17 protein-coding genes and 1 tRNA gene are annotated in these 19738 nt (G+C 69.7%); 10 read left to right on the forward strand and 8 right to left on the reverse strand.

What is annotated here, in order from left to right; translation table 11 throughout:
* Positions 1–54: 54 nt before the first annotated feature.
* Complete coding sequence (locus JYJ93_RS08985) at positions 55–2124, reverse strand: chloride channel protein (protein ID WP_206800208.1); 2070 nt, start codon at positions 2122–2124, stop codon at positions 55–57.
* 219 nt (positions 2125–2343) lie between these two features.
* Here JYJ93_RS08985 and JYJ93_RS08990 point away from each other — a divergent pair, with 219 nt between their 5' ends.
* Positions 2344–2784 (forward strand): peroxiredoxin, encoded by a 441-nt coding sequence (locus JYJ93_RS08990; protein ID WP_206788019.1) that lies wholly within the window; start codon positions 2344–2346, stop codon positions 2782–2784.
* 11 nt (positions 2785–2795) lie between these two features.
* Here JYJ93_RS08990 and JYJ93_RS08995 read toward each other — a convergent pair whose 3' ends face one another.
* From JYJ93_RS08995 to JYJ93_RS09005, 3 genes are all read right to left on the reverse strand, one after another.
* Entirely contained in the window at positions 2796–3578 is a 783-nt protein-coding gene (locus JYJ93_RS08995; protein ID WP_206788022.1) for a DUF1109 domain-containing protein, read from the reverse strand.
* Positions 3575–4159: an RNA polymerase sigma factor gene (locus JYJ93_RS09000; RefSeq protein WP_242543739.1), complete on the reverse strand. Its 585-nt coding sequence runs from the start codon at positions 4157–4159 to the stop codon at positions 3575–3577. The genes JYJ93_RS08995 and JYJ93_RS09000 overlap by 4 nt, the downstream gene beginning before the upstream one ends.
* Positions 4160–4271: 112 nt before the next feature.
* Entirely contained in the window at positions 4272–5699 is a 1428-nt protein-coding gene (locus JYJ93_RS09005; protein WP_206788024.1) for a site-2 protease family protein, read from the reverse strand.
* A 96-nt stretch (positions 5700–5795) separates the two neighbouring features.
* Between JYJ93_RS09005 and dusB the strand changes: the two genes are divergently transcribed.
* The gene (gene dusB, locus JYJ93_RS09010) at positions 5796–6809 is read left to right on the forward strand and encodes a tRNA dihydrouridine synthase DusB (protein ID WP_206788026.1); all 1014 of its coding nucleotides are present in this window, start codon (positions 5796–5798) and stop codon (positions 6807–6809) included.
* Here dusB and JYJ93_RS09015 read toward each other — a convergent pair.
* The gene (locus tag JYJ93_RS09015) at positions 6788–8104 is read right to left on the reverse strand and encodes a family 1 glycosylhydrolase (protein WP_206788028.1); all 1317 of its coding nucleotides are present in this window, start codon (positions 8102–8104) and stop codon (positions 6788–6790) included. The genes dusB and JYJ93_RS09015 overlap by 22 nt on opposite strands.
* Positions 8105–8451: 347 nt before the next feature.
* Between JYJ93_RS09015 and JYJ93_RS09020 the strand changes: the two genes are divergently transcribed.
* The 4 genes from JYJ93_RS09020 (at position 8452) to pyk (ending at position 12747) form a co-directional block, all read left to right on the forward strand.
* Complete coding sequence (locus JYJ93_RS09020; protein ID WP_206788029.1) at positions 8452–8658, forward strand: hypothetical protein; 207 nt, start codon at positions 8452–8454, stop codon at positions 8656–8658.
* A 124-nt stretch (positions 8659–8782) separates the two neighbouring features.
* Entirely contained in the window at positions 8783–10249 is a 1467-nt protein-coding gene (locus JYJ93_RS09025) for an NFACT RNA binding domain-containing protein (RefSeq protein WP_206788038.1), read from the forward strand.
* Positions 10250–10401: 152 nt separating this feature from the next.
* On the forward strand, positions 10402–11217 hold the full coding sequence (locus JYJ93_RS09030; protein WP_206800210.1) for a hypothetical protein: 816 nt from the start codon (positions 10402–10404) through the stop codon (positions 11215–11217).
* Positions 11218–11316: 99 nt separating this feature from the next.
* The gene (gene pyk / locus JYJ93_RS09035; RefSeq protein ID WP_206788040.1) at positions 11317–12747 is read left to right on the forward strand and encodes a pyruvate kinase; all 1431 of its coding nucleotides are present in this window, start codon (positions 11317–11319) and stop codon (positions 12745–12747) included.
* Between the two features lie 9 nt (positions 12748–12756).
* Here pyk and JYJ93_RS09040 read toward each other — a convergent pair whose 3' ends face one another.
* Positions 12757–14265, reverse strand: coding sequence for an HD family phosphohydrolase (locus tag JYJ93_RS09040; protein WP_206788051.1), 1509 nt, complete (start codon positions 14263–14265; stop codon positions 12757–12759).
* 173 nt (positions 14266–14438) lie between these two features.
* On the opposite strand from JYJ93_RS09040, the gene rpe reads away from it, so the two are divergent.
* A complete protein-coding gene (gene rpe / locus JYJ93_RS09045) occupies positions 14439–15098 on the forward strand; it encodes a ribulose-phosphate 3-epimerase (protein WP_206788053.1) in 660 nt (219 codons plus the stop codon).
* 1 nt (position 15099) lies between these two features.
* Here the strand turns inward: rpe and JYJ93_RS09050 are convergent, their stop codons facing one another.
* A complete protein-coding gene (locus JYJ93_RS09050) occupies positions 15100–15498 on the reverse strand; it encodes a response regulator (protein WP_121781376.1) in 399 nt (132 codons plus the stop codon).
* A gap of 253 nt (positions 15499–15751) precedes the next feature.
* Between JYJ93_RS09050 and JYJ93_RS09055 the strand changes: the two genes are divergently transcribed.
* The 3 genes from JYJ93_RS09055 to JYJ93_RS09075 all read left to right on the forward strand — a co-directional run bounded on the left by JYJ93_RS09055 (position 15752) and on the right by JYJ93_RS09075 (position 18325).
* Positions 15752–15828, forward strand: a tRNA-Pro gene (locus JYJ93_RS09055).
* 647 nt (positions 15829–16475) lie between these two features.
* Entirely contained in the window at positions 16476–17144 is a 669-nt protein-coding gene (locus JYJ93_RS09065) for an IS630 family transposase (RefSeq protein ID WP_206788057.1), read from the forward strand.
* Positions 17145–17656: 512 nt separating this feature from the next.
* A complete protein-coding gene (locus JYJ93_RS09075) occupies positions 17657–18325 on the forward strand; it encodes an IS630 family transposase (protein WP_206788057.1) in 669 nt (222 codons plus the stop codon).
* 119 nt (positions 18326–18444) lie between these two features.
* Here the strand turns inward: JYJ93_RS09075 and JYJ93_RS09080 are convergent, their stop codons facing one another.
* Positions 18445–19680 (reverse strand): IS701 family transposase, encoded by a 1236-nt coding sequence (locus JYJ93_RS09080; protein ID WP_242543740.1) that lies wholly within the window; start codon positions 19678–19680, stop codon positions 18445–18447.
* Between the last annotated feature and the right edge of the window lie 58 nt (positions 19681–19738).

Genomic DNA, 19738 nt, shown 5'->3' on the forward strand with positions numbered 1-19738 from the left:
CCGCTCCCCGGGTTTCCTGACAGACCCACCCTGGCCACGCCCTGCATCAAAGGCTCAGTGCGCCGCCTCCGAGGGCGTGACGGGGTAGTTGCCCGTCGAGTGCGCGCGCGTGTGCTGCGCGAAGAGGAAGCGCCGCACGGCGGCGCGGGTGATGAGCCCGCACGGAGAGAGGCCCAGCACGGGCGCCACCGGCAATGCGTCCACGTCCTCCTGGTCCATCACCTGGAGCGCATGCGCCAGGTCCGAGTCCGGCGCCAGCGCGGGCAGCTTGCGCGCCAGGTCGCTGGCCACGAGCAGCGGGTACATGGACTCGTCGCGCCACACCTCGCGCAGCTGCTCCACCTGCACCGTGCCGTAGAGGTTGCCCTCGGTGTCCAGCACCGGCAGCGTGCCGGCCTCGGACGTGAGCAGCTGGTCCGTCAGCGCGCGCAGCGGCGTGCCCGCGGTCACCGCCGGCACCTCCGTCATCAGGGCGCGCACGTGCGTGGCCGCCAGCAGGTCCTCGTCGCTCTGCACCTTGGGCGCCGTGCGCTCCGTGAGGAAGTGGCACACCGCGGACGCGATAGTGCACGTCACCATCAGCGGCAGGATGATTTCGTGGCTGCCGCTCAGCTCGTACAGCATCATCATGCCGGTGAGCGGACCGCGCGTGAGCGCCGCCACCGCGCCGCCCATGCCCACGATGGCGTACGCGCCGCTGGGGCCCGTGGCGTGCGGGAAGAAGTAGTGCACCAGCGTGCCGAACGCGCCGCCCGCCATGGCGCCAATCAGCGCCGCCGGGAAGAACGTGCCGCCGGAGCCGCCTGAACCAATGGTGAGCGACGTGCCCACGAGCTTCAGCACGCACGCCGTCACCAGGAAGAGGAAGGGCAGCTGTCCCGCCGCCGCCAGGTTGATGTAGTCGTGCCCGCTGCCCCACACCGTGGGGCTCAGGAACGCGAGCAAGCCCGTGCAGAGGCCGCCCAGCGCGGCGCGCACCGGCAGCGGCTTCTTCCCCAGCCACGGGGACAACCTTCCACCCATGCCGCCGTGGAAGAAGTGCTCCACCCCGTGCAGCAGCTTCACGAACGCGAACGAGAGCAGCCCGCACCCGATGCCCAGCGCCGCGTAGGCGAAGACCTCCGAGCCGCTGACCAGCTCGTAGTTCACCCGGTTGAGCATGGGCGCTTCGTCCAGCACGCCGCGGCTCACCAGCGTGCCCGCCACGCTCGCCAGGATGATGGGGGAGAACACCCGCAGCTCGAACTCGCGCAGGATGATCTCCATCGCGAACACCGCGCCCGCGATGGGGGCGTTGAAGGACGCGGAGATGCCCGCGCCCGCGCCGCACGCCAACAGGATGGACAGCTCCCTGCGGCTGAAGCCCAGCACGCGCCCCACGCTGGACGCGAACGCCGCGCCGCCATAGACGATGGGGCCCTCTCGGCCCGCGGAGCCGCCGCTGCCAATGGTGATGGCGGACGCGATGAGCTTGAGCAGCCCCCGGTCCGCCGGCACCACGTTGGCGCCGCTCTTCACCGCGCGCACCACCTCCGGAAGGCCGTGGCCATGCGTCTCCGGCCGGTCGCGCAACAGCCGCCCCACCGCCAGGCCGCCCACCGTGGGCGCGAGCAGCATCAGCCACCAGGGCAGGTGCGGCAGCACCGCGGGCAGGTTGTGCGCGTGGCCGAACACGGCGTTCACGGCCGCCAGGCCCACCAGCGGGTAGTAGAGCGACAGCGCGCCCAGGGTCAGCAGCGCCAGCAGGCGCAGGCGGCGCTTCACCTCGTCGCGAGGGCCGCCGGGCTCAATCACCCGCGCCAGCAGGAGCGCGCCCAGGGCGAGCGGCACGCCCACCAGCGCGTATTCCAGGTGCCAGCGCGCGGAGGAGAGCGACTCCATCAACGTGCGCAGCCGCTGCGGCTTGAACGTCGCCGCCAGCTCCGCGGCGCTGAACGTGATGCCACTCATCACGCCAATGAGGTTGGAGAAGATGCCCGCGGCCAGCCCGCTGTAGAGCCCGACCACCGCGCCCGCGATGGGCAACACCGAGGGGGTCGGCAGGCGGATGCGATTGGACGCGCCCAGCAGGAAGTAGATGAGGCGTGAAAGGTTCTGTCGCGCCCAGAGCGTGAGCGCGGTCATCCGCTGCGCTTGGGCAGGCGGAGGTTCGTCCGAGGTGTTCATTTGGTGCACCTACTAAACGGAGGAGTCCGGTGCGTTTCAAGCATCTTGATGATGGCGCCCCCCCGGTGCCGTCCGCCTGCACTCCACTCCACACATCACCCGAGCGGTGCCCGGCCCCCTGCCCCCGGAGCGTGCTACGACGCCCCCGGTTTCCACCCCATGAAGGAGGCATCGCACATGCTCAAGCAGGGAGACGTGGCGCCGGAGTTCACCGTGCAGGACTCGACGGGGAAGACGCACCGGCTGTCGGACTACCGGGGCAAGAACGTGGTGCTCTGGTTCTACCCGAAGGCGGACACCCCGGGATGCACCGCGGAGGGCTGCTCCTTCCGCGACCACAAGACCCAGTACGAGTCCAAGGACACCGCCATCCTGGGCATCAGCTTCGACACGCCGGAGGAGAACCAGGCGTTCTCCCAGAAGTTCGGCTTCAACTTCCCGCTCCTGTGCGACGTGGATCGCAAGGTGGGGCTGGCCTACGGGGCCGCGGATGACGCCTCGGCCTCCAACGCGCGCCGCGTGGGCGTCGTCATCGGGCCGGACGGCCGCATCAAGGAGTGGCACGCCAAGGTGGACGCGCGGGCCTTCCCCCAGGAAGCGCTGTCGCGGCTCCAGTAGGGCGCCCGCGCTCAGGGCGCGAACGAGCGGGACGGCAGGCGCGAGCGGATGAACACCGCCACGCCCGCCAGCACGAACCACGGCAGCACGTGGCCCAGCATCAGGTGGCCCGCGCTGCCGTCCGGGCAGTGCACGTGAAGTACCAGCAGGCTCACACCCGCGGAGGACAGCCCCGCCGCCAGCGCCCGCACGGGCTGGAAGGCGGAGCGGCACAGGAGGACGAGCGCCAGGGCCAGCGGCACCACCGAAAGCGCCACCTCCGCGCCCATGCACCCCAGGGTGCCCGCGAGGAACGGCCGCACCTGGACGCCCGAGCGCCCGGTCAACTGCGCCAGCGCCACGACGAGCGCGCCCACGGCCACGAGCGTGAAGGGCCAGGCGCGCTGCCTCGGGGCCAGGGCCACCATCGCTCCGCCGCCCACGCCCACGACGATGAGCAGCGCCACCAGCGCCACCGCCATGGGCGACGCGGAGTTGAGCAGCAGCCCGTGCCGGCCCACCCAGAAGAGCCCCAGCACGCCCACGCCCAGGTAGGTGGCGAGCAGCACCGCCACCTCCTTCCACCACGGCGTGGGCAAGGGGTGCGCCGCCAGCTCCGTGAGCGACTGGCGCCGCGACTGCTCGAGCTTCGCTTCATCGATGGGGACGGCGGGCGCGGCGGAGGCGGGGGGCGCCAGCACCTGGAAGCCCTCCAGCAGGGCGCGGCAGTCCGAGCACCCGGCCGCGTGTGACGCCAGGTCCGGAGGCAACGGGCCGTCCATCCGGTCCAGGACGCGTTCGCACTCGGGCGTCATCGGGAGGTCTCCTGCTGAAGGGGCGCGAGCAGCTCGCGCAGCCGCGCGTAGCCCCGGTGGGCGCGGACCTTCACCGCGCTCTCGGTGAGGCCCAGGGCCTCGGCGATTTCAGCGAAGCCCATGCCCTCGAAGCGGTGCATGAGGATGGGCAGCCGCTGGCCTTCGGGAAGCTGCGCCAGGGCGTGTTGCACCGCGCGCTCCAGCCCCAGGTCGCGAGGCTCCGGCGTGTCCGCCACGGCGGTGAGGGGCAACTCCCCCTCGGGCGTGAGGTCCTCCGGCCGGCGGTGGCGGCGCGCATGGTCGCGCGCGGCGTTGGTGGCGATGGCGTACAGCCAGGGCCGGACGCGGGCGCCGGGCTGATAGCGGCCCCGCGCGCGCACCAGGGACAGGAAGGTGAGCTGCGCCAGGTCCTCGGCGGTGGCGGGGCTGCCGGTGAGGCGCGCCAGGTAGCCCTGGACGGGGCGCGCGTAGCGCTGGAAGAGCGCGTCGAACGCCTGCGCGTCTCCCTGGCAGAACCGCTCCATCAACACCTCGTCCGGGTCGCCGGCACCTCCCCCGGAGGCTTCCGGAGACGCTGGCATGTCCCCGGTACGCACGGGCGCGGCATCAGGTTTCACGGGAGGGGACGAAGGGCTCACGGGCGGGCGTGGATTCTAGGGCCCCAGGGGCGCCGGTCGGGAGAAAGTCGCCCTGTCAGGACGAGGCGGCCGGCCGCAGCCTCGCCAGCCACTCCTCGAAGGCGGGGTGCCCGTGCAGGTGCGCCAGGTCCTCGTCGGAGGCGGCATAGGCCGCGTCCTTGAAGCCCAGCTCCTCCGCCCGCTGTAGCAGCCGCACCGCGTCCGCCACGTTGCCCGCGCGTGAGAAGGCGCAGGCCGCGTCGTACGCGATGCCCGGGTCCGGCACGTGCTTGAGCGCCGCCTCGCTCACCGCCGCGGCCTCCGAATAGGCGCCCCGGATGAACAGCGCCCGCTCCGCGCACCGGAACGCGGCCGCCGGGTCCACGCCGGGCAGCCGCAGCGCCTCGTTCACCTGGCCCAGCCGGATGAGCGCGCCCGCGTACTCGTGCATCACCGTGCGGTCCCGCGACTCGCCCCACGCCTGCTTCCAGTAGCCCACCGCCCGGGCGTCATCCCCCACCAGCGAGAACGCCGCCGCCACCGCGTGCATCTCCACCGGCTGGCCCTGCACCTGGGAGAAGTGGTCCAGCGCGGGCCGCCCGTGGCCCTGCTTCAGCGCCACCCAGCCCAGCAGGTAATGGGTCCGGCTGGTGAGGTTCGGGGACAGGCCCTCCGTCTCCAGCACCCGGTTGCCCTGCCGCCACGCGTCGTCCAGCCGGTCCTCGCGCAGCGCCTGCTGCGCCTCGCGCAGGGTCTGGGCATTGGGGCCCTCCTCCTCCTTCGCCTCGTTGCGAGCGCGCATCACGTCCGTCAGCACGCGGAACGACTGGAAGCCGAACATGGCGAAGAGGACGCCCATGAACAGGGCCCCGAGCTTGATGCTGAGCAGCACCAGGCCCACGCACAGGCCCAGCGCCAGCACGTGCGACACGATGAAGCCGCGCCGCCCGAACATCCGCGTCGCCAGCGCCGTGCTGATGTGCCCGCCATCCAGGGGGGGCACTGGCAGCAGGTTCAGCACCGCCCACCACATGTTGGCGAAGAAGAAGTTGCCCAGGAAGAAGTCCGCCATCTCCGAGCGGCCCTCCACCTGCGTCAGCACCACCCGGCACAGGACGCCCAGCGTCAGCCCCGCCAGCGGCCCCGCGAAGCTGCTCACCACGTCCCGGTGCCAGACCAGGGGCGCGTCCGTGTTGGGCCGGGTGACGCCGCCCATGAAGACCAGGTCCACGCTCGGCTGGTAACCATAGAAGCGGAAGGCCACCGCGTGCCCCAGCTCATGGACGAGCACGGAGACGAAGATGATGAACATCCACGCCAGCACGTAGGCCACCACCGCGCCCATGTACCCGGGCGACGCGGAGTCGGCCAGCTGCGCCCCCAGCCACCCGGCGCCCGAGTGCCGGCCCGGCAGGGGAAGGGACTGGTAGGCGAACACCGCGGAGAAGAGCAGGTGACTCGTGTGGACGTGGACGGGGACGCTCCCGAGCCGAAAACGGAACATGGAGGGGGACCTTAATCGTTGGCCCCCACTCGCGCAGGGCCGTTCTCATGGCCCGCGCACTTCTGTTCCTCCAGCGGGTATAGGGTGTCTTTCCGCATGCTGAAGCTGGGTCCCTACACGCTCCCCAACCCCTACATCCTCGCGCCCATGGCCGGCGTGAGCGAGCGCCCCTTCCGCGTCATCGCCTTCCGGCTGGGCGCGGCCCTCTGCCCCACGGAGCTGGTCAGCGCCCAGGGGCTGATGCGCCAGAACCAGCGCACCCTCAAGTACCTGCGCTACGACGCCACCGTGGAAAAGCCCTACTCGCTCCAGATTTTCGGAGGCGAGCCGGAGGCCATGGCCCAGGCCGCGCGGGTGGGCAAGGCCGCGGGCGCGCAGGTCATCGACATCAACATGGGCTGCCCGGTGAAGAAGGTGGTGCGCAACGGCGCCGGCAGCGGCCTGTTGTGCGACGTGCCCCGCGCCGCCGACATCGTCCGCGCCATCCGGGAAGCCACCGGCCTGCCCGTCACCTGTAAAATCCGCTCGGGTTGGGACGCGCGCACGCTCAATTATCTGAAGGTGGCGGAGGCGCTGCAGGAGGCCGGGTGCGCCGGGCTCGCCCTGCACCCACGCACGCGCGAGCAGGGCTACTCGGGGCAGGCGAACTGGGCCCACATCGCGGACCTGAAGCGCCACTTCCCGGAGCTGCCCATCATGGGCAACGGCGACGTGAAGACGGTCGCGGACGCCCACCGCATGCTGGACAGCACCGGCTGCGACTTCGTGATGATTGGCCGGGGCGCCCTGGGCAACCCGTGGCTCTTCCGCGAACTCTCGGGCGGCCCGCCCGCCACGCCGGAGGAGCGCTGCGCGCTGGTACTGGAGCACGCCCGGGCCCACGCGGAGTTCGTCGGGGAGCCCTTGAGCGCGGTGCGCTCCTTCCGCCGGCACCTGGCCTGGTACGCCCACGGCCTCAAGGGCGCGGCGCACTTCCGCTCGGAGGTGAACGGGCTGGACTCGCCGGAGGCGGTGGAGGACAGCGTGCGCCGCTTCTTCGCGGGCGCGGACACGGACCCCACCGCTCCCCTGGAGGAGCCGGAAGTGGACTACCGCGCGGCGCTGGGCTGAGCGGCGCCAGCGCCTGGCGGCACCAGCACGCGCCCGGTGGCCACGGCGCGGAAGTAGTCGCAGGCCGGGGTGGGGCGGCGCTCCAGCGTGTCGAAGTCGACGTGGTAGAGGCCGAAGCGCGGGCCCCAACCCTCCAGCCACTCGAAGTTGTCCAGCAGGCTCCAATAAAGGTAGCCCTGCACGTCCACGCCCGCCTCGCGCGCGGCCAGCACCTGGCGCAGGTGCGCGTGCAGGTACTCCGGCCGCACCGTGCCCTGGCGGTCGTCGATGCCGTTCTCCGTGACCCACACCGGCTTGCCGTAGCGCTTCACCTCCTGGAGGAGCTGGAGGAAGCCCTCGGGCCGCTGCTCCCACCCGATGTCGGTGAGTCCGCGCCCGTCCGGGTCGCGGTACTTGAAGTCGATGAAGGGTGGGCGCGGCATGAAGCGCAGGTGCGCGCGCGTGTAGTAGTTGACGCCCACGAACTCCACGGAGTCGCGCGCCCCCTCGATGCGCACGTCCGTGGACGCCACGCCCGGCATGAACACGCGCAGGTGCCCGGAGGACAGCGCTTCGTGGAACGCGTGGTTGTAGGCCGGGGCCGCCAGCCGCACCAGCGAGCGGTCCAGGGGATGCCACCAGCGGTCCGGCGCGAACGCGAGCATGTTCTGGGAGATGCCCAGCTCCACCCGGCCCAGGTGCTGGCCCAGCTCTTCCCGCGCGATGACGTGCGCGCGCACCATGTTGCCGAGCGCGGCCATCGTCTTCGCCCCGTCCGCGATGCCCGGCGGCATCAGGCCCTGGAGGTAGCCGCCCAACAAGAGGACCATCGGTTCGTTGAAGGAGATGACGAGCGCGTCCAGCCCCTCCAACAGGGGCGCGCACCGGCGGACGTACTGGCGGAAGGCCTCCAGGCTCTCCGGAAGGTGCCAGGGCGTGGACGCGTGGAACCACGTGGGGTGGGTGAAGTGATGGAGCGTCACCACGGGCCGCAAGCCCATCGCGCGCAGCTTCAAGAGCCGCTCGCGGTAGCCCTCCAGCGCCGCGCCATCGAACCGGCCGCGCTCGGGCTCGATGCGCGCCCACTCCAGCGACAGCCGGAACGCCGTGGCCCCCACCGCCTTCGCCAGGGCGAAGTCCTCCGCGTAGCGGTTCCAGTGGTCCACCGCGCGGCCGCATCGCGCATGGGGCTCCTTCAACTTCCCCTGCCGCTCCCACTGGGCCCAGTCGTTCTCGATGCCGCCCTCCACCTGGTACGCGGACGTGGCGACGCCGAAGGTGAAGGACGCGGGGAAGGTCAGCGCGGGGGAGCTCATGCGGGCGGGCACCGTAGGCCGCCGCCTCCACGACGTGAAGCGACGCGATGCGCGCGCGCCGGATGCACGGCAGCGGACATCCAGACCTGTAGCGCGGACCCTCGAAGTGCGTCCGGAGCCGGAAACTCGGCCTCGCACGCGACGCGCCGGACCCCCGAAATGACCGCCACGAACGGTTCGAAGCGCCCGGAGGCCAAAAATCGGCCTCGCCGCGCACTGCAATACATCACCATGCGTTGACACACTGGCATGTCGCCCGTACCATTCATTTCAAGCACTCACGTTCAGTTCGAAGTGGGTGCAGGGCTCGCGTCCTCGCGGGCCTCAACACTGAACGGAGGATTCCGATGGCCGCGAAGAAGAAGACCGCGAAGAAGGCCGCGACGAAGAAGACCGCGACGAAGAAGACCGCCCGCAAGGCTCCTGCCGCCAAGCGCGGTACGGCCAAGAAGGCCGCCGCGAAGAAGCCGGCCGCCAAGAAGGCCGCGAAGAAGAAGACCGCTTCCCGCCGCAAGGCTGCGGCCCCCGCGGCCCCGGCGACCCCGGAAGCCTGAAGTAGCGGTGTCATTTCGGGCGTCCGTTGACGTCCGGTGAACGGCTCGGCGAAACCCGCCGGGCCGTTTTTCTTTTGCGGGCCAGGGGTTTACCTCTCCTCGTGTGTCCGCCCGGGAGGGGCCCATGTCGCTGCGTCCGGTAGAGTTCGAGGAGGTCGTGGCGGAGGCCGCGGCCCGGCTGGTGGGCGCGGTGGCCCAGAAGGCGTGGTGCCCGCTGCCCCGCCTGGCCTACCTGGAGCTGCGCGTCCCCGGCAGATCGGTGGTGCTGTGCCTCTGCGCCGAAGGCGAGCTGTCGCGCCTGTCCGTCGCGGAAGATCGCTTCCCCACGCCAGGAGAGCCCGCCCCCTTCCAGCGCTGGCTGCGCCAGGAGCTCACCGGCTTCAAGCTCCAGGGCGCGCGCTACCTGGAGGAGAGCCGCGCCATCGTCCTGGAGTTCGAGCGCGAGGACGTGCGCCGCCGCCTGGTGATGGAGGTGGGCGCGCCCGGAGGCCTGCTGCTCCTCAGCGACAACCACCGCGTCCTGATGCTCTCCGGCGAGGGGTTCGGTCAGCGGCGCAACCTCTATCCCGGAGCGCAGTGGTCGCCTCCGGAGCCCGTGTCCGCGGAGGCGTTGGCGAAGGGCCGCGCGCAGCCCTCGCGTCTGGAGCCGAAGGAAGACGACGCGCTGCCCAGGCTGCAGGCCGCCGAGCGGGTGCTCGGACAGAAGGACCGCACCAGCCGCGCGGACGCCATCCGCCGCCGGCTCGCGCAGCCGTACCGGGCGCGGCTGAAGCGCTCCTCGCGCACGCTGGAGAAGGTCCGCGCGGACGCGGCCCGGGGCCCGGAGGCGGAGAAGCACCGCCAGGTGGGCGAGGTCCTCACGCAGAACCTGTACCGGCTCAAGCGCGGCGTGTCCCAGACCTTCATCGTCCTGCCCGTCTACACGGAGGCCGGCGTGGAGGAGGTGGAGGTGAAGCTGGACCCGACGCGCACGCCGCAGGAGCAGGTGGACTGGCACTTCCACCAGTACCGGCGCCTGCTGCGCGGCGTGGAGCAGGCCCGCCACCGCGAGGCGGAGCTGGCGCGAGAGGTCGCCCACGCGCAGGCGGCGCTCACGCAGATTGAAGCCATGGATGACGCCGCGCTGCTCGCGCAGGTGGAAGTGCTCCAGGTGACCCAGGGGGAAGAGGGCCCGAAGGGGGGCCTGCCCTTCAAGGAGTACGTGGGCCACGGCGGTTCTCGCATCTGGGTGGGGCGCGGCTCGGAGGACAACGACCAGCTCACCTTCAAGGTGGCCCGTCCGTGGCACCTGTGGATGCACGCGCGCGGCCTGCCGGGCAGCCACGTGGTGGTGCCGCTGGAGAAGAACGCGGAGGTGGCGCAGGAGGTGCTCCTGGACGCGGCGCACCTCGCGCTGCACCACTCGGGCGCCAAGGGCGAACCCCGCGGCGAGGTGAGCTACATGCCGGTGAAGTTCGTCCGCAAGCAGAAGGGCGCGGCTCCGGGGCAGGTGACCTATGCCCGGGAGAAGACCTTCGTGGTGCGCATGGAGCCGGAGCGGCTGGAGCGGCTGCTCAAGTCGCGCCATGGCGACCCGGGCCCCCTGTCCTGAAGGACGATGCCTCTGGGACGAATTCAACCCGGGGTGTCGCGCTCGGCGTGTGGGCCCGGTCGACAGGCGGACGGGCATCCAGCCCCTGGCCTTGAGGTTCGGGAAGTGCCGGGTACGATGCCCCCCGCGTGACGCCCGAAGCCTTCCGCCAGATGTCCCTGTTCCCGCGTGGCTCGTCCGCGGAACGCGCCGCCACTCCCGCGCAGCGCGCGCCGGAGGGACAGGCGCCCCTGCCGCCGCGCAACCGCGTCGCGGAGGAAGCGCCGCGCGTCCTCACCGCGTCGCGCGAGGAGCTCTGGTCTCGCGCGGAGTCGCTCGCGTGGCGGCTGAGCGCGAACCTGGGCATGCCGGTGCGCCTGGCCGTGACGGACAACCGCTCCACCATGGTGTCCTTCCGCCGCGGCTCGCAGGTGCTCCAACTGCGGCTGCACCACATGTTCCTGGACGCGCCCGAAGTCATCGTGCGCGCGGTGGCGGACTACGCGGGCCGGGGGCACCGCGCCGCGGGCGCCCTGCTGGACGAGTACATCCGGGGCCAGCAGCCGCTCATCCGCCAGCTGCGCCGGGAATCCGACGCGGAATTGAATCCGCTGGGCCGCTGCTTCGACCTGCGCGCGCTCTACAACGGCGTCAACGAGGCCTACTTCGGCAACGCCATCCAGGCCCGCATCGGCTGGGGCCGCATGCCCCCGCGCCGCCGCCGCAAGTCCATCCGCCTGGGCGTCTACGACCACCAGACGCGCGAAATCCGCATCCACCCCGCGCTGGACAAGCCGGACGTGCCCGCCTTCTTCGTGGAGTTCATCGTCTTCCACGAGATGCTCCACCAGCTGTTCCCCAGCAGCAATCGCACCGGGCGCCGCGTGCACCACCCGCGCGCCTTCCGCGAGCGCGAGCGCACGTACCCGCACTACGCCGCCGCGCTGCGTTGGGAGCGCGAGAACCTGGGCGCGCTGCTGCGCGGTTGAGCGCACGCCGAGCGGCCTGGACATTTACTGGTTTACCTGCTCGGTCGCGCTCCGTGACTCCTTGACCGAAACGCGCTGGGGCCGGATGTTCGGCCTCATATGCGACGAGCAAAGATTGTCTGCACCCTCGGCCCCGCCAGTCAGACCCCGGAGATGTTGGAAGCGCTGCTGGAGGCCGGCATGGACGTGGCCCGGCTCAACTTCTCCCACGGCAGCCACGAGCAGCATCAGGCGAACATCGACATGCTGCGCGCGGCCTCGCTGAAGGTGCGCAAGGCGGTGGGCATCCTGGGGGACCTGCAGGGCCCCAAGATTCGCACCGGCCGCTTCGTCACCGGCAGCACGGAGCTGAAGCACGGCGCCACCTTCCACATCACCACCGACGAGACGGTGAAGGGCACGGACGAAATCGTGTCCACCACGTACCCGCACCTGGCGGCGGACGTGAACCCGGGCGACCGCATCCTGCTGGATGACGGCCTCCTGGAGCTGCGCGTCGTGGAGACGGACAAGAAGCAGCTCATCAAGACGGAAGTGGTCCACGGCGGCATCCTGAAGAACAACAAGGGCATCAACCTGCCCGGCGTGGCGGTGCGCGCGGACGCGCTCACGCCCAAGGACCGCGAGGACCTCATCTTCGGCCTCAAGGCGGGCGTGGACTACATCGCGCTGTCCTTCGTGCGTCAGCCGTCCGACCTGGACTCCGCTCGCCAGGCCATGGCGGAGGTGGGCCGCACGGTGCCCATCATCTCCAAGCTGGAGAAGCCGGAGGCCATCGCGCGCCTGGACGCCATCCTCGACAAGACGGACGGCGTGATGGTGGCCCGCGGCGACCTGGGCGTGGAGATTCCCCCCGAAGAGGTGCCGGCCGTCCAGAAGGACATCATCCGGCGCTCCAACCTGCGCGGCCTGCCCGTCATCGTGGCCACGCAGATGCTCAACTCGATGATCGACAACCCGCGCCCCACGCGCGCGGAGGCAAGCGACGTGGCCAACGCCGTCTACGACGGCGCGGACGCGCTGATGCTCTCGGGTGAGACGGCGAGCGGCAAGTTCCCCCTGGACTCCGTGCAGATGATGGAGCGCATCATCCTGGCGGCCGAGTCCTCGTCCCGCGCGCAGCTCCAGCCGCGCGTGATTGAGGCCCCGCTGGGCCTGCCGCTGCACTTCCCGGACGTCATCGCGCGCGTGGCGTGCGAGGCGGCCAAGGCCAGCGGCGCCTCGCTCATCGCGGCCTTCACGCTGTCCGGCGTGACGGCGCGCCTGCTCGCACACTACCGGCCCACGGTGCCGATTGTGGCGTTCAGCCCGAACCAGGAAGTGCGCCGCCGCCTGGCGCTGCTCTGGGGCGTGGTGCCGCGCGTGCTGGAGCCCATCCAGGAGACGGAGACCATGCTCCGCCGCGTGGAGGAGGAGCTGGTGTCGCGCGGGCTGGCGCGCAAGGGCGACCGCATCGTGGTGGTGTTCGGCGCGCCGGTGGGCCAGCCGGGGAAGATCAACAGCCTCCGGCTGCACACCATCAGCGCCTGATGCAGCGTCCTACGCCGGGCTCTTCTTGAGGGCCCGGCGGGGAATCTCCGCCTCGACGAAGATGGTGAAGAGGTCCCTGTCGAGCTGTCCGGACCCCGCCTCCTTCTTGAGGATGTCCAGCGCGAGCGCGTGCGGCACGGCCTTCTTGTAGGGCCGGTCGCTCGCGGTGAGCGCGTCGTAGATGTCGCAGATGGACATCATCCGGGACTGCACCGGGATCTCCGGGACGGCGCGAGGGTAGCCCGTGCCATCCAGCTTCTCGTGGTGCGCGTAGGCAATCTCCGGCACGCGGCGCAGCGCGCGGGTCCACGGAATCTGCGACAGGAAGCGGTACGTGTGCTCGACGTGGCTCTCGATTTCGCGGCGCTCCTCCGGGGAGAGCGTGCCGCGGGTGATGGAGAGGGATTGGATTTCATGGGGCAAGAGCAGCGCCTGCCCATGGTCGTGCGCATCCGTGAACGTGAGCTTGCCCAATTCCAGCAGCCGCTCGAAGTTGCCCTGCGCGAGCACCGTGGGCTTGTTGCAGGTGAGCAGGAAGCCCATCACCTCATCCAACTGGGCCAGCTCCTGGCCCAGCCGCGCGTCCTCCTCCTGGTGGATGGAGGGCAGGGCGGCCAGCCCGCGGACCTCCACGGCGGCCAGCCGGCGCCGGGAGCTCTGTAGCTGCAGGTCCTTGCGAGCCAACTGGAAGCGGGCGCGCAGCGCCTCCAGCTCATGCGGGTACAGCTTCTCCGCCTTGACGAGCACGTTCTCGCGCACGCCCACCTTGCCGAAGTCATGCAGGAGCGACGCGTACCGCAGCTCCTGCAGCTCCACGGCGGTGAAGCGCGTCTGGGCATAGGGGCCGGTGGTGTGGTGCTCCAGCGCCTGGGCCAGGGACACGGTGAGGTCCGCGACGCGGCCGGAGTGGCCGGCGGTGGTCGGGTCGCGCGCCTCGATGGCGACGACGGACGCGGAGACGAAGCCCTCGAAGAGGCGGTTGATTTCCTCATGGAGGAGGGCGTTCTCAATCGCGCCAGCGGCCTGGGCTCCCAGGGCGAGCAGCAGCTCCTCGTCCTCCGCGTCGAACACCTGCCCGCCGCGCTTGTTGAGGGCCTGGATGACGCCCGTCACGTCCCCGTTGGCGTCGCGCATGGGGACGCAGAGGATGGTGTGGGTGCGGTAGCCGCTGGAGACGTCGAAGGAGCTGTTGAAGCGGGGGTCGGCGTAGGCGTCGGGGATGTTGATGACGGCGCCCGTCTGGGCGACCTGTCCGGCGATGCCGCTGCCCGAGGGGAGGCGGATCTCGTTCTTGGAGCCCTGGGCCACCTTGCTCCAGAGCTCATCGCGCTCGCGGTCCAGGATGAAGAGCGAGCAGCGGTCCGACTCCACGACCTTGGTGGCCTCATAGAGGATGAGGGGCAGCAGCAGGTCCAGGTCGCGCTCGGCGCTCATCGCCTTGGCGACATCCAGGATGGACGTCAGCTTCGCGAGCCGGCGGGACAGGTTGGGGGAGGCGGGCACGGACTGGGGAAGCACCGGGGCGGGCTCCGTGGGATGCGGCGGATGGCCGCGGGCGCGTCAGGTTGTAGCACGCGGGCTGTATCGGCCGCCCGGACCCCCCACCTGACAGGTCCACCTCTGTCCGCCAGCCCTCTGTCCTGCCGGGCGGAGGTACCCGGGGCGTCCGGAAGCGGTTAAGAAGCGCCGCCATGACCCGCCCCGTCCGCATCTCTCCGTCGCTGCTCTCCTGTGATTTCAGCCGCCTGGGAGAGGAGGTCCGCGCCATCGAGGCCGCCGGCGCGGATTGGATTCACGTGGATGTCATGGATGGCAGGTTCGTGCCCAACCTCACGTTGGGGCCGGTCATCGTGGAGGCCATCAAGCGGGTGGCGACGAAGCCGCTGGACGTGCACCTGATGATTGTCGAGCCGGAGAAGTACGTGGAGGCGTTCGCGAAGGCGGGGGCGGACGTGCTGACGGTGCACCAGGAGGCGAGCCCCCACCTGCACCGCACGTTGCAGACCATCCGTCAGGCGGGGGCGAAGCCCGCGGTGGTGTTGAACCCGGGCACGCCGCTGTCGGCGATTGAAGAGGTGCTCGGGGACGTGGACATGGTGCTCTTGATGAGCGTGAACCCGGGGTTTGGGGGGCAGTCGTTCATCGAGTCCACGGTGGACAAGGTCCGCCGGCTGCGCGCGATGTTGGACGCGCGGGGGCTGAAGGACGTGGACATCGAGGTGGACGGCGGCATCAACGCGCAGACGGCGAAGCGCGTGGTGGACGCGGGGGCGACGGTGCTGGTGGCGGGCAGCTACGTGTTTGGCGCGAAGGACTACGCGCAGGCCATCCGTTCGCTGCGGCCGGCGTGAGTCAGGCGGCTTCGGGCGAAGCGGGGGGGCGCACGGCGGCGGCGGCCATGCGGGCGATGCGGGTCATGAAGGTGGGGTCGCACGGCTTCACTTCGTAGTCGTCGGCGCCCAGCTCGAAGCACACGTGGCGGGTGAACTGATCCTCCACGCCGCTGAGCATGATGACCTTGCTGTCGCGGGTGACGGGGTCCTTCTTCAGCTGCGCGAGCAGGTCGCGTCCATCCTGGTGCTGATTGATGTCCAGGATGATGACCGCGGGCCGGTGTTTGCGGGCCAGCTCCATCACATGTTCGGAGGTGGTGTCGGACACGCAGACGAGGCCGGAGCGCTTGGCCTCCCGGGCGAGTGCGGACACGACAAGGGGCTCATCATCCGAGATGAGGACAGTGGGAGCAGTCATGGTCCTCTGTGGGGGAACAGGGGCGGATCAACGTGCAACATCTTGGAACTACAGGAAGGCCCGGATCTTGTGAAGAGGGTGAACATTGTCCCGTCCTGAAGGGTAGGTAGGACAACAGTCGGGGGAGCGAGGGGGGCGGGGAGGGGGAGGGAAGGGGGAGGCGAAAGAGTCCGTTGACTGAAGGAAGCGGCTCGGATAGATCCGCCCACGCTTCGCCGGGCCCGAGAGCAGTTCCTGGCGCAGCACCGGATATCGGGGAGTGGCTCAGCCTGGTAGAGCACTTGGTTCGGGACCAAGGGGTCGCAGGTTCAAATCCTGTCTCCCCGACCAAACGACGAAGCGGGCTGGAGGCCGAAAGGTCTCCAGCCCGTTTTCGTTTTTGGGGACTGACGCTGCGGTCCTTTCCGTATCCGGATGGCCGCAGGGATCAGGTGCATGTCCTGCTGCGTGGTGGAGCGGTTCTAGTCCTCGTCCCGGATGAAGTCTGCCGAGGCTGCATGTTGGCCCAAGTAGGAGGGTCGACATGCAGGAGCCTGGCGTGAAGCTGAAGCAGGCGGAGAAGGAGGCGCTGGACGCGCTGATGCGCCGGGGCCGGCATTCGGTGCGGGTGTTGAAGCGAGCACGGGCCCTGCAGTTGCTGGGGGAAGGCTGGACGGGTGTGGCCGCTGCAGAAGCTGCGGGCCTCTCGGAGCGGACGGTGCGGCAGGTGCGAGGGCGCTACCGGCGCGAAGGCCTTGATGCTGCCCTCCAGGAGAGGCCACGGCCTGGGCGCCAGCGACGCTTCACTCCCGGGCAGGCCTCCCAAGTCGTGGCGCTGGTGTGCAGCAGTCCACCGGAGGGATATGCCCGGTGGACGCTGAGCCTGCTGGTGCGTGAAGTCGTAGGACGGGGAATCGTGCCTCACGTAGGCATGGAGACGGTGCGCGAGCTCCTGCAGCGGCATGACTTGAAGCCGTGGCGGGAAAAAAAGGTGGTGCGTGCCCAGCCTGGATGCCCAGTACGTCCAGCGCATGGAGGACGTGCTGGCCCTTTACGAGAAGCCCTTCAGCCGACGTGAGCCCGTCGTCTGCTTCGACGAGAGGCCCGTACAACTGCTGGACTCCAAGCGAGACGTGCTGCCCATGCACCCTGGCGCTGTCGCTCGGCGTGACTTCGAATATGTCCGGTGTGGCACCGCCAATCTCTTCTGCGCGGTGGAGCCGCAGACAGGGCGCCACTTCGTCAAGGCGACGCGCTGCCGCAAGGCCGCTGATTTCGCGGAAGCGGTGCGGGACCTGGCGCGCCGCTACCCCAACGCCCGAAAGATTCACCTCGTGCTGGACAACCTCAACATCCACACACGTTTCTCGCTGACACGTCGCTTTGGATGGAAGCAGGGCCTGCGCCTGTGGAGTCGCTTCTGCGTGCACTACACGCCTGTGCACGGCAGCTGGCTCAATCAGGCTGAAATCGAGGTGAGCCTCGTCTCGCGTCAATGCCTGGGACACCAGCGCATCGCTTCCGTGGAGACCCTGCGCGACAGGACTCGCGCCTGGGAACGCGATGCCAACCGCCACCGCGTTCCCATTCGCTGGGCCTTCACCACCGCCAAGGCCCGGCACACCTTCCACTACCAACCGGAGGACTTCATCCGGGACGAGGACTAGTCCTCGTCCCGGATGAAGTCTGCCGAGGCTGCATGTTGGCCCAAGTAGGAGGGTCGACATGCAGGAGCCTGGCGTGAAGCTGAAGCAGGCGGAGAAGGAGGCGCTGGACGCGCTGATGCGCCGGGGCCGGCATTCGGTGCGGGTGTTGAAGCGAGCACGGGCCCTGCAGTTGCTGGGGGAAGGCTGGACGGGTGTGGCCGCTGCAGAAGCTGCGGGCCTCTCGGAGCGGACGGTGCGGCAGGTGCGAGGGCGCTACCGGCGCGAAGGCCTTGATGCTGCCCTCCAGGAGAGGCCACGGCCTGGGCGCCAGCGACGCTTCACTCCCGGGCAGGCCTCCCAAGTCGTGGCGCTGGTGTGCAGCAGTCCACCGGAGGGATATGCCCGGTGGACGCTGAGCCTGCTGGTGCGTGAAGTCGTAGGACGGGGAATCGTGCCTCACGTAGGCATGGAGACGGTGCGCGAGCTCCTGCAGCGGCATGACTTGAAGCCGTGGCGGGAAAAAAAGGTGGTGCGTGCCCAGCCTGGATGCCCAGTACGTCCAGCGCATGGAGGACGTGCTGGCCCTTTACGAGAAGCCCTTCAGCCGACGTGAGCCCGTCGTCTGCTTCGACGAGAGGCCCGTACAACTGCTGGACTCCAAGCGAGACGTGCTGCCCATGCACCCTGGCGCTGTCGCTCGGCGTGACTTCGAATATGTCCGGTGTGGCACCGCCAATCTCTTCTGCGCGGTGGAGCCGCAGACAGGGCGCCACTTCGTCAAGGCGACGCGCTGCCGCAAGGCCGCTGATTTCGCGGAAGCGGTGCGGGACCTGGCGCGCCGCTACCCCAACGCCCGAAAGATTCACCTCGTGCTGGACAACCTCAACATCCACACACGTTTCTCGCTGACACGTCGCTTTGGATGGAAGCAGGGCCTGCGCCTGTGGAGTCGCTTCTGCGTGCACTACACGCCTGTGCACGGCAGCTGGCTCAATCAGGCTGAAATCGAGGTGAGCCTCGTCTCGCGTCAATGCCTGGGACACCAGCGCATCGCTTCCGTGGAGACCCTGCGCGACAGGACTCGCGCCTGGGAACGCGATGCCAACCGCCACCGCGTTCCCATTCGCTGGGCCTTCACCACCGCCAAGGCCCGGCACACCTTCCACTACCAACCGGAGGACTTCATCCGGGACGAGGACTAGTACCACCTGATCAGATTCGAGAGGGGCCGCGCGGCAGGTTCGAGTCGTCGACGAGCCTGCGGCAGAGGGGGCAGACGCCTATCCAGCGCAACAGCACCTGTTGAAGACGGCGGCGGACTTCAGGCAGCGTCCATTTCACCCGGCCCCGGGGGGGAAAGCGCTCGTCGGAGCGCGAGAAAGCCATGGGCCATGGCGCAGAGGGTGGCGTGGTGGTGGAAGCCCCGCCAGGTGCGGCCCTCGAAGTGGTCCAGGCCGAGTTCCTGCTTCATCTCCTGGTAGTCGCGCTCGATGCGCCAACGCAGCTTGGCCAGGCGCACCAGGGTGCGGATAGACGTGTCAGCTGGGAGGGAGGAGAGCCAGAATTTCGTGGGGGCCTGCGCTCCTTGGGGCCATTGGCACAACAACCACTGCTCATCTCCAGGCGGCACTCCATTCATATGCCGGTGCGCCGTCCGGATGCGGACGGCTGCGAAGCGAGAGGACTGCCAGCCCCGGCTTCCCTCGCGCCAGCTGACGGCGCGGTACTTCAACTCCTTGGCCAGCACGCCCACCAGCACCGGCGGATGCTTGTCGTCGTAGTGCCGAGTGGAAGGCCGACCGCGACTGCCCGGCGGCTTCTTGCGAATGGTTGGGGTGCTGCCTGGCGGCCACACAGAGGTCTCGCCCTTGATGCCCACCACATAGTCCAGCCCTCGCTCGACGAGGCCATCGCGAAAATCCCCGCAGTCCCCGTAGCCCGGGTCGGCAAGCACGACATGCTTGCGCACGCCAGAGGCAAGCGCCGAGTCCAACTGCGCCAGAGCCAGCCGCCACTTCTCCGTGAGGCCCACGTCCTCTGGAATGCCTGCCTTCTTGCGACGTGCGGTGTCCTTCGCCCAGGCCTCTGGGAGGTACATCCGCATGCCGATGCAGCCAGAGCCATTCTCGCCCGCCAGGTGCAGACTCACCGCCACCTGGCAGTTGTCGATTCGCCCCAGCGTGCCCGAGTACTGGCGTGCCACGCCGGCCGAGTGCGTCCCCTTCTTCGGAAAGCCCGTATCGTCGAGGACGAACGCCTCCAGTCCCGGCAGTTCCCGCTCCAGCTTTTGGCCCAGGCGTCGGAACACCTCCGCATCGGACCATCCGCTGATGACGACGCACTCCTGAAGCCGCTGGCGCATCGCCTCCGTCTCCGACGCGTTATCCACCAGCCGTGCCGCCATCGGTTGAATGCTTTTGCGCTCGCCGTCGAGCAGCAGCCCCGTCACGTACGCCGCCATCGCGGCGCGCCGCTCGGGGCGGCCCATGCCTTCCACCATCGAGTCGAGGTACTCGCGCAACTCCTCATCGAGTCGCTTCAGCGTCCGCCGGTCCATCGCGACCGTAGATCATGATCGACCGGCGGCTTCAATAACCGACTAACAGCACCTAATA

The organism is Corallococcus sp. NCSPR001, assembly GCF_017309135.1.
In the GTDB taxonomy this organism is placed as follows: domain Bacteria; phylum Myxococcota; class Myxococcia; order Myxococcales; family Myxococcaceae; genus Corallococcus.

Excerpts from the sequence above, each read along its gene's own strand:
- JYJ93_RS08985 (WP_206800208.1), bottom strand. The coding sequence starts at position 2,124 with ATGACCGCGCTCACGCTCTGGGCGCGACAGAACCTTTCACGCCTCATC.
- JYJ93_RS08990 (WP_206788019.1), top strand. The coding sequence starts at position 2,344 with ATGCTCAAGCAGGGAGACGTGGCGCCGGAGTTCACCGTGCAGGACTCG.
- JYJ93_RS08995 (WP_206788022.1), bottom strand. The coding sequence starts at position 3,578 with ATGACGCCCGAGTGCGAACGCGTCCTGGACCGGATGGACGGCCCGTTG.
- JYJ93_RS09000 (WP_242543739.1), bottom strand. The coding sequence starts at position 4,159 with ATGCCAGCGTCTCCGGAAGCCTCCGGGGGAGGTGCCGGCGACCCGGAC.
- JYJ93_RS09005 (WP_206788024.1), bottom strand. The coding sequence starts at position 5,699 with ATGTTCCGTTTTCGGCTCGGGAGCGTCCCCGTCCACGTCCACACGAGT.
- dusB (WP_206788026.1), top strand. The coding sequence starts at position 5,796 with ATGCTGAAGCTGGGTCCCTACACGCTCCCCAACCCCTACATCCTCGCG.
- JYJ93_RS09015 (WP_206788028.1), bottom strand. The coding sequence starts at position 8,104 with ATGAGCTCCCCCGCGCTGACCTTCCCCGCGTCCTTCACCTTCGGCGTC.
- JYJ93_RS09020 (WP_206788029.1), top strand. The coding sequence starts at position 8,452 with ATGGCCGCGAAGAAGAAGACCGCGAAGAAGGCCGCGACGAAGAAGACC.
- JYJ93_RS09025 (WP_206788038.1), top strand. The coding sequence starts at position 8,783 with ATGTCGCTGCGTCCGGTAGAGTTCGAGGAGGTCGTGGCGGAGGCCGCG.
- JYJ93_RS09030 (WP_206800210.1), top strand. The coding sequence starts at position 10,402 with ATGTCCCTGTTCCCGCGTGGCTCGTCCGCGGAACGCGCCGCCACTCCC.
- pyk (WP_206788040.1), top strand. The coding sequence starts at position 11,317 with ATGCGACGAGCAAAGATTGTCTGCACCCTCGGCCCCGCCAGTCAGACC.
- rpe (WP_206788053.1), top strand. The coding sequence starts at position 14,439 with ATGACCCGCCCCGTCCGCATCTCTCCGTCGCTGCTCTCCTGTGATTTC.
- JYJ93_RS09050 (WP_121781376.1), bottom strand. The coding sequence starts at position 15,498 with ATGACTGCTCCCACTGTCCTCATCTCGGATGATGAGCCCCTTGTCGTG.
- JYJ93_RS09080 (WP_242543740.1), bottom strand. The coding sequence starts at position 19,680 with ATGGACCGGCGGACGCTGAAGCGACTCGATGAGGAGTTGCGCGAGTAC.